The organism is Ardenticatenales bacterium (assembly GCA_020634515.1).
GTDB lineage: Bacteria > Chloroflexota > Anaerolineae > Promineifilales > Promineifilaceae > JAGVTM01.
On the sequence record JACKBL010000015.1, the window covers coordinates 1 to 13,206 of the forward strand.

The window sequence follows — 13,206 nt, forward strand, 5'->3', positions numbered from 1 at the left end:
TATTTCCTGGTCATCCCGCCCCTACCAAGGGATTCCAAAATTGGAATTGCTGTACCGCCAGACAGGGCGTTGCTCCCACTGAAGATTATTGGTAGACTGTGAGTATGGAAGCAGTTACCTTACATGCACACTTTGACGGAAAGCAGATCGTACTCGATGATCCGTATGAACTTCAGCCCGATGCCAGACTCCTGGTTACGGTGATTCACGTGCCCCCTGCTGAAAGAAACAGGTGGCTCAAGCTCTCTTCTCAAGGGTTGGCCGCGGCTTATGGGGATGAAGAGCCAGATTATCCCTTGACGTTGGTTAAGGAGCCGAATCCAACCTATGAAACAGGGTGATGTCGTTTTGACGCCACTTCCCCAGGCTGATGGACAAATCAAGAACCGGCCAGCGCTTTTCCTGCGGGTAATGCCCCCCTTTAACGACGTGCTGGTTTGTGGTATTAGCACGCAGCTTTACCAAAGGGTTCCGAGTTTTGATGAGCTTATTGTCCACTGGGATAGTGATTTTGGTAACAGTGGGTTAGTTGCTGATTCAGTCATACGTCTTGGTTTTCTGGCAGTGATACCCCAAAACAAACTAATTGGGAGTATAGGCTCCATATCTCCAGAACGGCATAGACGCCTCCTTGAAAATCTAAGCGACTACCTCCTTGCCGTTTAGGCGTAGCCACAATATTATCGCTAGCTGCCTGTCGGAAAAAGAAAGATAGAACGCAGATTTCGCAGATTTTTACAACCAAAAGAGCCTGAATCCGCGTTTTCCGCGTTAATCCGTGTCCCCAAAGAGAAGAAAAAAGAGTTCTCCGACAGACTGCTACAAGAGTTGTGATGCCTGTAGGCAGCGTATATCAAGTCTAAAAGCAAAAGCGACCGCCTGGGCGGTCGCTTCTAGTTGGGTAGCAATGGGAACGGGTGGAAATTATTGCATCTTGGCGGAGACGGCAGGACCTTCGGGCATGACCAGCCACAAGATGAGGTAGGCGAGGAGGCCGGGGCCGCCGGCGAGGGTCATGATCACAAAGAGAAGGCGGATCAGGGTGGGGTCGGTGTCCAGGTATTCGGCAATGCCGGCAGCAACGCCGGCAACCATGCGATTATCCTGAGAGCGTACAAGTCGTTTTTCGTTCATCGTTTATCCTTCCTCGGTTAATTCGCGGTGGCGAAAGAATGATTTTCTTGAAAGCAAAAGCTACGCCCTATACGCACTGTCTGCCGCCGGGTTGCGGCAGCCCTGACTATCCTCCATGTTGCGCGGCTGTTATTGAGGGATGAATGCCGGCAATTCATACGACCCCACCACACGTACATAATTCGCCCGCTCAAACGCCGCCGGCGCGCCGCAGTGAATCTGGCTCAAACTCCCCTGCAACTGCGCCACCGACTCATACTCATGCTCAACCAACCACATCTCCACCTGCCCCAGCACCCGTGCCAGATGTTCCACACCCTCATGCAGCAGCGCCGACGCCATCATCGTCACGCTGGCCCCCGCCGCCAGTCCCTTCAGCACATCCTCCGCCGTATGCACGCCCGTGGTCAACGCCAGGTCGGCGCGCACCCGCCCATAGAGAATGGCGATCCAACGCAGCGGCAGGCGCATCTCATAGGAAGAGCTAAGCACCAGATTCGGCACAACCTCCAGGTTTTCCAGGTCCAGATCGGGCTGATAGAACCGATTAAAAAACACCAGGCCATCCGCGCCCCCGTCAGACAGGCGGCGGGCCATGTTCCCCATGGCGCTGAAATATGGATTCAGCTTCATTGCCACGGGAATAGAAACAGTCGCCTTCACGTCCCGCAGCACGTCCAGGTAAATCTGCTCCACTTCCGTTGACTCCAGGTCAAGGTTCGTGGGCAAGAAATAGACATTCAACTCCAGCGCATCCGCACCCGCCTGTTCAATGTCGCGCGCGTAGCGCACCCAACCGCCGGTAGAAACGCCGTTCAGACTGGCAATCACGGGGATGTCCAGCACCCGTTTGGCTTTGGCGATATGCTCCAGGTAGGCGTCCGGGCCAATGTGACGATAGGCAGGCGCTTCGGGGAAATAGGAAAGGGCTTCCGCGAAACTCTCCGTGCCCTGCGTCAGGTAACGGTCCAGGGTGCGACTTTCGGCGTTGATTTCCTCCTCAAACAGAGAGTAGAGAACAATCGCCGCCGCGCCCGCGTCCTCCAACTGCCGCAAACCGCTGATGTGGCGCGTAAGGGGTGATGAAGAGGGCACAAACGGGTTTTTGAGCGGCAGGCCCAGGTATGTCGTGGTTAAGTCCATGATTATCTCCTAACTGCTCAGGGGCAACGCACGTGAACCATGCGTCGCCCCTTCAATCGCTAAGGACTGACGATGAAATAAAGTACGGAATTGCATCGTCAGTTTGAAGGAACGGTAAGGAAACAACTTCGTTGTCTTATTTAATTCCCGTTCCTAACTTAATTGGGGACAGCCACTAAATAGCGGTCCTTTACCCCTTTCCAATCTCCGCCAGCCGCTGGTAGGTCTCCCAGCGCATTTGCACGTCTTGCTGCGCCAGTTCGAGCAGTTTGGCGGCCCGGTCGGGATGGCTTTGCGTGAGCATCCGGTAGCGGCCTTCACGATAGATGTACTCATCCAGCGGCAACCGCGGCGGCCGGGAGTCCAGTTCGAACGGATTCTCGCCGACAAAGGCGCGATCCGGGTTATAGCGGTAAAGCGGCCAGTAGCCGGAATCAACGGCCGCGGCTTGCTGCTCCAGGCCATACTTGAGGTCGTAGCCGTGGGCAATGCAGTGGCTGTAGGCAATGATCAGGGAAGGGCCGTCGTATGCTTCCGCTTCCAGCATGGCTTTGATCGTTTGCGCGTCTTTTGCTCCGAAGGCGACACGCGCCACGTAGATGTTGCCGTAGCTGATAGCCAGCAGACCGAGGTCTTTCTTGGGCAGGGGCTTGCCGGCGGCGGCGAATTTGGCGACCGCGCCGCGTGGGGTGGCTTTGGACATTTGGCCGCCGGTGTTGGAGTAGACTTCGGTGTCCAGGACGAGGATGTTGACATTGCGCCCGGAGGCGAGGACGTGGTCCAGGCCGCCGTAGCCGATGTCATAGGCCCAACCGTCGCCGCCGACGATCCAGACGCTCTTTTTCACGAAGACGTCGGCCATGCTGAGGAGATTTTGCAGGTTGTTTTTGATGCCGGCATCTCTCTCACCCGCAATCAACTCCTGCAACCGATACTTCAACTCCGCCACCCGTCCCCGCTGTTCCTGCACCTTCGCCTCATCCACCTGCTCCGCATACAGAATAGCATTCACCAGCCCATCACCGATTTGCGTGCGCAAATCTCGCAGCAGCACTGAAGCCGCTTCCAGTCGCTGATCCAGCGCCACCCGCATCCCCAGGCCAAATTCCGCATTATCCTCAAAGAGCGAATTCGACCAGGCCGGGCCGCGCCCATCCGCATTTTGCGCCCACGGCGTCGTGGGCAAGTTGCCGCCGTAGATAGACGAGCAACCCGTGGCATTGGCGACCAGCGTGCGGTCGCCGAACAAACGGCTGAGCAGGCTGAGGTACGGCGTTTCGCCACAACCCGCGCACGCCCCAGAAAACTCAAACAGCGGCTGCAAAAGCTGCGAATACTTCACCTGGCCCACAGGCAAATCCTTGCGCTCTATTTCCGGAAGCCGCATGAAGAAATCCCAATTTTCCCGCTCCTGCTCTCGCAGCGGCGCCTGGTCCGCCATGTTGATGGCCTTGAATTTCGGCTGTCGCTTGTTCTTCACCGGGCACACCTCCACGCAAAGCGTGCAGCCCGTACAATCTTCGGGAGCCACCTGCAAGCTGTACAACTTGTCGCCATACTCCTTGTAGCGGGCGGGCGCGGACTTGAAGGTGGGGGGGGCGTCCGCCAGCAGCGGCGCGTCAAACAGCTTCATGCGGATGACGGCGTGCGGGCAAACGAACACGCACTTGCCACACTGAATGCAGATGTCCGGGTCCCAGACGGGGATCTCCGTGGCGATATTTCGTTTCTCCCACTGCGTCGTGCCCGTTGGATAGGTGCCATCCACCGGCAGCGCACTCACGGGCAGGTCGTCGCCCAGCCCTTCAATGATGCGCGCCGTCACCGATTGCACAAACTCCGGCGCATACTCAGGGACCAGCGGCGGGCGCTCGAAATGGCTCGTCGCCTGCGCCGGAACCCGCACTTCGTGCAGATGCGCCAGGGAGCTGTCCACGGCAGCGAAGTTTTGCTCCACAACCACGTCGCCCCGCTTGCCATACGTCTTCTCAATGGCGTGCTTGATGGCGGCAATGGCCTCCTCGGTGGGCAAAATCTTGCCCAGGGCAAAGAAGCAGGTCTGCATCACCGTGTTGATGCGCCGCCCCATGCTTGTCTCTTTCGCAACCTGGTAGGCGTCCACCACGTAGAAGCGCAGTTTCTTGTCGATGATGGTTTCCTGCATCTGTCGCGGCAAATGATCCCATACTTCGTCGGGACCATACGGGCTGTTGAGGAGGAAGGTGGCGCCCGGCGCGGCCAGCCGCAACACATCGTACCGCTCCAGGAAGCTGAACTGGTGGCAGGCGACGAAGTTGGCGGATTGGATCAGGTAGGTGGCGTGAATGGGACGCGGCCCAAAGCGAAGATGGGAAACGGTCACGGAGCCGGCTTTCTTGGAGTCGTAGACGAAGTAGCCTTGCGTGTAGAAGGGGGTGTCTTCGCCGATGATCTTGATGGAGTTTTTGTTCGCGCCCACGGTTCCATCGGAGCCGAGGCCATAGAAGACGGCGCGTACCACGTCGTCGGGTTCGATGTTGAAATCCTTGTCGTAATCAAGGCTGAGGTGGGTCACGTCGTCCTGGATGCCGATGGTAAATTGCCGGCGCGGCCTGGCCTGGCTGAGTTCGTCGAAGATGGCTTTGATCATGCCGGGGGTGAACTCTTTGGAGGAGAGGCCGTAGCGACCACCGATGATGCGGGGCATGGTGGCGAAGGGGGCGGTTTCGTCGGCGATGCTGTTGACGATGGCGGTGACGACGTCGAGGTAGAGGGGTTCGCCGGTGGCGCCGGGTTCTTTGGTACGGTCGAGGACGGCAATGGCGCGGGTAGATGCCGGCATTGCCGCCACCAAACCAGCCACGTCAAAGGGACGATACAACCGCACCTTCACCGCACCCACCTTCTCCCCACGCGCCGCCAGATATGCCACCGTCTCCGCCACCGTCTCCGCACCCGACCCCATGAGCACAATCACCCGCTCCGCGTCCGGTGCGCCCACATAATCAAACAAATGATACTGCCGCCCCGTCAACTCCGCGAAACGATCCATCGTCCGCTGCACAATCCCCGGAGCCGCCAGGTAAAACGGATTCACACTCTCCCGCGCCTGGAAAAACACGTCCGGATTCTGCGCCGTGCCCCGCAAAACAGGATGATCAGGCGAAAGCCCGCGATCCCGATGCGCGCGCACCCGTTCATCATTCATCATCGCCCGCAGCACATCCTCATCCAGCGGCTCAATCTTGTTAATCTCGTGCGACGTGCGGAAACCATCAAAGAAATGCAGAAAAGGCACACGCGCCTCCAGCGTCGCCGCCGACGCAATCAAGGCAAAATCCATCGCCTCCTGCACCGAGTTCGACGCCAGCAGCGCAAAACCCGTATTCCGCGCCGCCATCACGTCCGAATGATCGCCGAAGATGGACAACGCCTGCGCCGCCACGGAACGCGCCGCGATATGCAGCACGGCGGACGTCAACTCGCCCGCAATTTTGTACAGGTTCGGCAGCATCAGCAGCAACCCTTGCGACGCCGTAAACGTCGTCGTCAACGCCCCCGCTTGCAGCGCGCCATGCACCGCGCCCGCCGCGCCGCCTTCCGCCTGCATCTCAACCACCAGTGGCACGGCTCCCCAGATGTTCGTTTTTCCTTCCGCCGACCACTGGTCCGCCCACTCCCCCATGGGAGAAGAGGGCGTGATGGGATAGATGGCGATCACTTCGCTGACTTTGTGCGCCACCCGCGCCACCGCCTCGTTGGCGTCCATGGAGATCATCTCTTTTGTCATTCGTTTACTCCTTCAGAGTTGATAGTTGCCCGTTGCCGGTCGATAGTTGGCAGTTGAGGGTTGTTTGTTGGTGGTTGACGACAACGTGCGACCGTCAACCACCAACCACTAAGGAACGAAATTTAACAAGACAACGAAGTTATTTCCTTACCGTTCCTTCAAACTGACGATGCCATTCCGTACTTGATTTCATCGTCAGTCCTAACTACCAACTACTAACGCCACTTACGCCTTCTTGTCATTCAGGGATGCGTGCGCTGCCGCCAGGCGGGCAATCGGAACGCGGAAGGGGGAGCAAGAAACGTAGTTCAGCCCCAGGTGGTGACAAATCTCCACGCTCTTAGGGTCACCGCCATGCTCACCGCAGATACCAATTTCTAGCCCTGGGCGTGTCTGTCGGCCCAGTTTCACGGCAATCTCCATCAATTTCCCCACGCCTTGAGCATCAATCGTAGCAAACGGGTTGTCCTCCAGGATGCCGCGCTGCTGATAGGGAACGAGGAATCCGGCTTCCGCGTCATCGCGGGAGATGCCAAAGGTCGTCTGCGTCAGGTCATTGGTGCCAAAAGAGAAAAATTGCGCGAATTCGGCCATTTCGTCCGCGGTGAGGGCCGCACGCGGAATCTCAATCATGGTGCCAAATTTGTAATCTATTTCCACCCCTTGTTCGTGCATCACCGTTTTCGCTTCCGACTCCAGCGCCGTTTGCTGCACTTTCAGCTCGTTGACGTGCGCCGTGAGCGGGATCATCACCTCAGGATGAACGGAGACGCCCTCTTTAGCGCATTTGCAGGCAGCTTCAAAGATGGCGCGCACCTGCATCCGCGTCAGTTCGGGGATGAGGATGCCGAGGCGGACGCCGCGCGTGCCCAACATGGGGTTCATCTCGCGCAGGGCTTCCACGCGCTCCAGGAACGCCTGTTTTACCTTGATCTCGGCGAGGGCGGCGTCAATTTCGCTCATGGTATGGTAGTGTTGCAGGCGCACCTTCAGGTCGGCCAGGGATTGCACCAGTTCCTCGTAGGTGGGCAGGAACTCGTGCAGGGGGGGGTCAATGAGGCGGATGATCACGGGCAGACCGTCCATGGCGCGGAACAGGCCTTCAAAGTCGTTGCGCTGGAAGGGGAGCAGTTTTTCGATAGCTTCGTTTTGCTCCACGCTGTTCTTCGCCATAATCATCTGCTGCACGGTAGGCAGGCGCTCCGTCTCAAAGAACATATGCTCCGTGCGGCAGAGGCCAATGCCTTGCGCTCCATATTCACGGGCGCGGGCGGCGTCGTGCGGGTAGTCTGCGTTGGCCCACACGCCCAGGGTGCGGAATTCGTCGGCCCAACTGAGCAGTTTGAGCAGATAGGGGTTTTTGATGTCGGGAACGACGGTCTTGAGTCTACCCAGGTACACTTTGCCCGTTGTGCCGTCAATGGAAATCCAGTCACCTTCTTTGATGGTGAGCACTTCGTTGTCCTGCTCCAGCGTCATGACGCGGCCCACCAGGTTAATTTCCAACTCGCCCACGCCCACGACGGCGGGTTTACCGAACTGGCGGGCGACGAGGGCGGCGTGGCTGGTGCGCCCGCCGCGGCTGGTGAGGATGCCTTTGGCGGCCAACATGCCATGTACATCGTCCGGCTTGGTTTCGGGGCGAACCATGATCACATCGCGGCCATCTTTGCGCGCCCATTCTTCGGCCAGGTCGGCGTCAAAGGCGACGACGCCCACGGCCGCGCCGGGGGAGACGTTGAGGCCGGTGGCAATGGGGTTGGATTCACGCAGGGCGGCCAGTTCAAACTGGGGATGGAGGAAGAAGTCTACCTGGGCGGGTTGGACGCGGCGGACGGCGATTTCCTTGTCGATGAGGCCTTCTTCGACCATGTCCACGGCGATGCGGACTTCCGCCTGGGCGGTGCGCTTGCCATCGCGGGTCTGCAACAGCCACAACTTGCCGTGTTCGATGGTGAATTCCATGTCTTGCATGTTGCGGTAGTGGTGTTCGAGTTTGCCAGCAATTTCCGCGAATTCGGCGTATAGTTCAGGCATGAGGAGCTTCAGGTCGCTGATGGGTTGGGTGAGGCGAATGCCGGCAACGACATCTTCCCCCTGCGCATTAACCAGGAAATCGCCTTCGATTTCCGCCTCGCCGGTGGAGGCGTTGCGCGTCATGGCCACGCCGGTGGCGGAGTCGTCTCCCATGTTGCCGAAGACCATCGTCTGGATGTTGACCGCCGTGCCCAGGTTGTGGGCAATGCCGGCAGCATTACGATAATCAATCGCTCGTTTGCCATTCCAGGACTTAAACACCGCCTCCGTCGCCAGGCGAAGCTGCTCATAGGGGTCGGAGGGGAATTCTTTACCCGTGAAGGTCTTCACGATCTCCTTAAACTGTGTCGTCACCGCTTGCCAATCCTCGGCCAACAGCTCCGCGTCGGAATTGACGCCGCGTTTGATGCGGCGATCCGTGATCACGGCTTCGAATACTTCGTCGGGCACGTCGAGGACGACGGAGCCAAACATTTGCACCAGGCGGCGGAAGAGGTCGTAGACGAAGCGGGCGTCTCCGGTGCGTTGGATCATGCCGGCAACGACATCCGCATTCAGGCCGATATTCAACACCGTGTCCATCATGCCCGGCATGGAAAACTTGGCGCCGGAGCGGCAAGAAACCAGCAGCGGGTTTTCCGGATCACCGAACCGCTTGCCGGTTGCTTCTTCCACGGCTCGCAGCGCGTCCAGTTCTTGCTCCCACATGCCGGCAGGGAAACCGCCCCCTTGCAAATACGCATTGCAAGCCGCCGTTGTCACCGTAAAACCGGGGGGCACGGGCACGCCAATGCGCGTCATGTCCCCTAGATTGGCCCCCTTGCCCCCCAGCAGACCCCGTACCTTCTCCCATTCACCACCCACGGCCTCTTCGGCCTGGGCCACTTCACTAAATAAATAAACCCATTTGGTCGCTTTGTGACCGTTGCCGTCGGTTTGCACCGCCTTCAGTTCATCCAGGCGAGCAGCCGTGGGGGTCGCCGATGTTGGTAATGTCATCGCTTTTTCTCCTTTCAAGCAAAGATAATTGGGCATTAGGCAGGATGCTTCCGGATGACGGGGGAAGGGGGATAATGTCGCGTGTCGCGTGTCGCGTGTCGCGTGTCGCGTGTCGCGTGTCGCGTGTCGCGTGTCGCGTGTCGCGTTCCGCGTGTCGCGTGTCGCGTTCCGCATGTCGCGTTCCGCGTGTCGCGGCAGCGACTGGACGCATGGCCGTTCTGTGCGAAAATAGGTCGCCAGCACGGTCATCGTGCATGGTTTCACGACAAACCTGTCGTGAACATCAGGATAGACTGTCTCCGGGCTGAAGGCTTTGTCTGATACCCACTTTTTCAACTTAGGCCGGGCAAATGCCGGCACACTCAAGGGACATTGTACGAAACCCCCAAACCGGCAGGCAGTGACAGATCGCATGTATGGGCATGACAAACGTCAATAGATGGTCACAGCCGGAACAGGTAAGCTACCGTAGCCGTGCAGCGGGATATTGCCCCCCTCACCCGTGCATACACCCCTGAACGCGCAGCAGAAGCAGTGAAAAACACAGCATCAACCCAGAACACCCATCCAGGCCAGGCAGACCGCTCATTTTGGTGGCGCGCGAAACCAGATACTTGCGCCGCCCCGGCTCCGCGCCCCGGCGACCGCTGCCTCCAATGCGCCAGCGGCATCCTCGCCTACAACGAGCAGTTCATCCTCGCCTGTCCCCATTGCGGGGCAGTGGCCGAAGTCGGCGCATTCACCTGATAACGTATCCCGCGTGGGCGTGCCCCACGCTCCCTGGCCAGCAGCAAACGACTCATCCGCTTACTGATAGGTATCGCAGGGAGGGATGAGCATGAGGGGTTCTAACGTTTCGGAAACACAAAATTAATTCCAAATGAACCCAAAGGACATCACCATGAACGCATCCGTCAAATGGGACCACGGCCTGACATTCACCGGCACAGCCGACAGCAACTTCACCGTCAATCTAGGCGGCGCAAAAAGCGTCGGCGGCGATGATGATGGCCTGCGCCCCATGGAACTCATCCTCATCGGCCTCATCGGCTGCACGGCGATGGACGTCATCTCCATCCTGAGCAAAATGAAAGAACCTGTGTCCGACTTTGAAGTGCGCGCCCAGGCGCAGCGCGCCGATACCCACCCCAAAGTGTTCACCCACATCGCCATCGAATACGTCATTCACGGCCAAAACGTGAAACCCCAATCCGTGGAACGTGCCATCGAACTATCCGAAAAACGATACTGCCCCGCTCAGGCGATGCTGGGCCAGGTCGTTCCCATCGAAATCAATTACCAGATTCTCCCTTAATTTCGAATCCTCAACCCTCATCCTTTCTCTCCTTCTCACAGCCGCCTCGTTGCTTGCGCAGCGAGGCGGCTCTTTTTGCGCCCAAATATGCTATCATACGGACAAAGGCAAGCAATTTGAGATAGGAGGTTTCCCATGCGCAAAGGCCTACTCCTACTCCTGGTTTTGGGGGGATTTGGCTTCGCCGCCCCCGCTTCCGGGGCCGCGTCGCCCGCGCCGCGCGAGTCCCCCCTGCCCTCCAACACCCATGAATAGTGACACACCCGTCGCCCTCTGCGTCACCTGCCTCGTAGACCAGATCATGCCCGAAGTAGGCGTGGCCGCCGCGCGCCTGCTGCGGCGCGCCGGCTGCGCCGTAGACTTTCCCCAGGCGCAAACCTGCTGCGGGCAACCCTTCTTCAACAGCGGCTTGCGCCAGGAAGCGCGGCGGTTGGCCCAACGCGCCATCACCATTTTTGAGCCGTACGAAGCCATCGTCCTCCCCAGCGGCTCCTGCACCGCCATGATGCGCCTGGAATATCCGCGCCTGCTGGCGGACGATCCCGCCTGGCAGGCGCGGGCATTGGCCCTGGCAGCCAAAACGTATGAACTCAGCGAATTTCTGACGCGGCAACCTGGTTGGCAACCCATCCCCCATCCCGAGGCCCCTACCGTCACTTATCACGACTCCTGCCACATGTGCCGCCTGCTCCATCTGCATCAAGAACCACGCGCTTTATTAGCCGCCGCCGGTTGCTCGCTACACGAAATGGCGGAGCCGGATCGCTGCTGTGGCTTTGGCGGTCTGTTCTCCCTGCGCCTGCCCGAAGTCGCCAACGCCCTGGCCGACGAAAAACTACGGCAGGCAACCGAAACCGGCGCGGAAACGCTGGTCACGGCGGACCCGGGCTGCCTGATGCACATGCGCGGCCTGTCCATCGCCCCGGCCCCCCGGATGGTGCACCTGGCTACGCTGCTCGACGAACTCACAACAGATTGGTCCATTCCTGGAGAATGAACCAATCTTGGAGAGAACGAAATTCCGCCCGCTCACTTGCGATTGACGATGAAATAAAGTACGAAATTGCATCGTCAGTTTGAAGGAACGGCAAGGAAACAACTTCGTTGTCATATTTAATTTCCGTCCCTTAGGGCGCATCCGTTCATAAAGGCTTCGCTCGGGAATTGACGGATGCGCCCTTCGTCTACCTATTATTACAATTATTACAATCATGCTCCCTCACCCAGACCAAACAACAACCGGCGCCAGTTTTGCCCAATTTCGCCGACGGGCATTTGTGGCGATTGAAGATGTACGGCTACAGACGGCCCTGGAAGGCGCGACGGGCCGCTTCCGCCAACACCGCGAGGCGGCGCTGGCGGCACTGCCGGAGGCGGACGCCCTGCGCGATCACTTGAAGGCGGTGCGCGCGGCCACGCTGGCGGACCTGGCCCATCACCTGGAAACGTTTGAGCGGCAGGCCATCGCGGCAGGGGCGCGGGTGCATTGGGCACGGGATGCGGCGGAAGCGCGCGCCATCATCACCAACCTTGCGCGGCAAAATGGCGTGAAGCTGGTCACCAAGACGAAGTCCATGGCCACCGAAGAAATCGGCCTGAACCAGGCGCTGGCGGAAGCGGGCGTCACGCCCGTGGAGACAGACCTGGGGGAGTGGATTATTCAACTGGCGGGGGAGCCGCCATCCCACATTATCGCGCCCGCCGTCCACAAAACGCGCCACCAGGTAGCACAACTGCTGAGCCGGGAAACGGGGCAAGACCTGATAGCGGACGACATCCCCCGCCTCACCGCCGCCGCCCGCGAACACCTGCGCGCCCGCTTTTTGCAGGCGGACATGGGCATCACCGGCGCCAACATCGGCGTAGCGGAAACGGGCAGCATCGTCCTCGTCACCAACGAAGGCAACGCGGAAATGACCACCAGCCTCCCCCCCATCCACGTCGTCCTCATGGGCATCGAAAAAATCGCCCCCACCTGGGACGATGCCGCCGCCTGGCTCAGCCTGCTCGCCCGCAGCGCCACCGGCCAACCCCTTTCCGTGTACACCACCATCCTCACCGGCCCCGCCCGCGCCGACGATCCGGAAGGGCCACGGCAAATGCACATCGTACTGCTGGACAACGGGCGCAGCCGTCTACTCAACACGCTCTATGAGGAAGTGCTGCAATGTATTCGCTGCGGCGCCTGCCTCAACGTCTGTCCCGTCTACCGCGAAGCGGGCGGCCACGCCTACGGCAGCCCCTACAGCGGCCCCATCGGCGCGGTGATCACGCCGCTGCTGTTTGGGCTAGAACAGTACGCGGCGCTACCCCACGCCAGCACCCTTTGTGGTGCGTGCCGCGATGCCTGTCCCGTCCGCATTGATCTCCCGCGTCTGCTCTTGTCACTACGCGAGGAAGAGGTGGCGCGAAATGTGCTGCCCTGGCCAGACCGCGCCGCCGAGCGCAGCGCGGCCTTCATCCTGGCGCACACGCGCCTCCTGCACGCCACCCGCACGCTCCTGCGCCCATTCACCAACATAGCCACCACGGAAAGCGATTTCTCCCCCTTGCACGCACTGACAGCGGGACGTAAACTCCCCTCACTGGCTTCTCGCTCCTTTCATCAGATGTGGCATAATGGCGAAGTATAAGGCCCGTCAGACAGCGCTATTCACCGCGGGATCTGTTTCCAGAACAGGGACAGGCAGGTCAACCCGCCTCCTGTGTAAATAGCTTGTTGGGCGGGTTGCTAACCCGCCTCACGTTCATAAAGCGAAATTTTCATTCATCGGTGGTGCGCCGCGGCGCGTGTTGTCTCTTGTGTAAA

General features: G+C 59.4%; 9 protein-coding genes. 5 read left to right on the plus strand and 4 right to left on the minus strand.

Annotated features, from left to right (window positions below; translation table 11 throughout):
• Positions 1-327 precede the first annotated feature (327 nt).
• On the plus strand, positions 328-666 hold the full coding sequence (locus tag H6650_22655) for a type II toxin-antitoxin system PemK/MazF family toxin (protein ID MCB8954815.1): 339 nt from the start codon (positions 328-330) through the stop codon (positions 664-666).
• Positions 667-924: 258 nt separating this feature from the next.
• Here H6650_22655 and H6650_22660 read toward each other — a convergent pair whose 3' ends face one another.
• The 4 genes from H6650_22660 to H6650_22675 form a co-directional block, all read right to left on the minus strand.
• Positions 925-1,134, minus strand: coding sequence for a PspC domain-containing protein (locus tag H6650_22660; GenBank protein ID MCB8954816.1), 210 nt, complete (start codon positions 1,132-1,134; stop codon positions 925-927).
• A 129-nt stretch (positions 1,135-1,263) separates the two neighbouring features.
• The gene (locus H6650_22665) at positions 1,264-2,277 is read right to left on the minus strand and encodes a dihydroorotate dehydrogenase-like protein (GenBank protein MCB8954817.1); all 1,014 of its coding nucleotides are present in this window, start codon (positions 2,275-2,277) and stop codon (positions 1,264-1,266) included.
• 190 nt (positions 2,278-2,467) lie between these two features.
• Positions 2,468-6,046, minus strand: a complete 3,579-nt coding sequence (gene nifJ / locus H6650_22670; GenBank protein ID MCB8954818.1) for a pyruvate:ferredoxin (flavodoxin) oxidoreductase — start codon at positions 6,044-6,046, stop codon at positions 2,468-2,470.
• Between the two features lie 225 nt (positions 6,047-6,271).
• Entirely contained in the window at positions 6,272-9,082 is a 2,811-nt protein-coding gene (locus H6650_22675; protein MCB8954819.1) for a pyruvate, phosphate dikinase, read from the minus strand.
• 534 nt (positions 9,083-9,616) lie between these two features.
• Here H6650_22675 and H6650_22680 point away from each other — a divergent pair.
• From H6650_22680 to H6650_22695, 4 genes are all read left to right on the plus strand, one after another.
• A complete protein-coding gene (locus H6650_22680; GenBank protein ID MCB8954820.1) occupies positions 9,617-9,829 on the plus strand; it encodes a hypothetical protein in 213 nt (70 codons plus the stop codon).
• A 154-nt stretch (positions 9,830-9,983) separates the two neighbouring features.
• On the plus strand, positions 9,984-10,397 hold the full coding sequence (locus H6650_22685) for an OsmC family protein (GenBank protein MCB8954821.1): 414 nt from the start codon (positions 9,984-9,986) through the stop codon (positions 10,395-10,397).
• Positions 10,398-10,644: 247 nt separating this feature from the next.
• Complete coding sequence (locus tag H6650_22690) at positions 10,645-11,394, plus strand: (Fe-S)-binding protein (protein ID MCB8954822.1); 750 nt, start codon at positions 10,645-10,647, stop codon at positions 11,392-11,394.
• A gap of 214 nt (positions 11,395-11,608) precedes the next feature.
• Complete coding sequence (locus H6650_22695) at positions 11,609-13,030, plus strand: iron-sulfur cluster-binding protein (protein MCB8954823.1); 1,422 nt, start codon at positions 11,609-11,611, stop codon at positions 13,028-13,030.
• Positions 13,031-13,206: the final 176 nt, after the last annotated feature.

Bases quoted from the DNA above. Each gene is read 5' to 3' on its own strand.
- H6650_22655 (MCB8954815.1), top strand. From the start codon at position 328: ATGAAACAGGGTGATGTCGTTTTGACGCCACTTCCCCAGGCTGATGGA.
- H6650_22665 (MCB8954817.1), bottom strand. From the start codon at position 2,277: ATGGACTTAACCACGACATACCTGGGCCTGCCGCTCAAAAACCCGTTT.
- H6650_22685 (MCB8954821.1), top strand. From the start codon at position 9,984: ATGAACGCATCCGTCAAATGGGACCACGGCCTGACATTCACCGGCACA.
- H6650_22695 (MCB8954823.1), top strand. From the start codon at position 11,609: ATGCTCCCTCACCCAGACCAAACAACAACCGGCGCCAGTTTTGCCCAA.
- H6650_22675 (MCB8954819.1), bottom strand. From the start codon at position 9,082: ATGACATTACCAACATCGGCGACCCCCACGGCTGCTCGCCTGGATGAA.
- H6650_22690 (MCB8954822.1), top strand. From the start codon at position 10,645: ATGAATAGTGACACACCCGTCGCCCTCTGCGTCACCTGCCTCGTAGAC.
- H6650_22660 (MCB8954816.1), bottom strand. From the start codon at position 1,134: ATGAACGAAAAACGACTTGTACGCTCTCAGGATAATCGCATGGTTGCC.
- nifJ (MCB8954818.1), bottom strand. From the start codon at position 6,046: ATGACAAAAGAGATGATCTCCATGGACGCCAACGAGGCGGTGGCGCGG.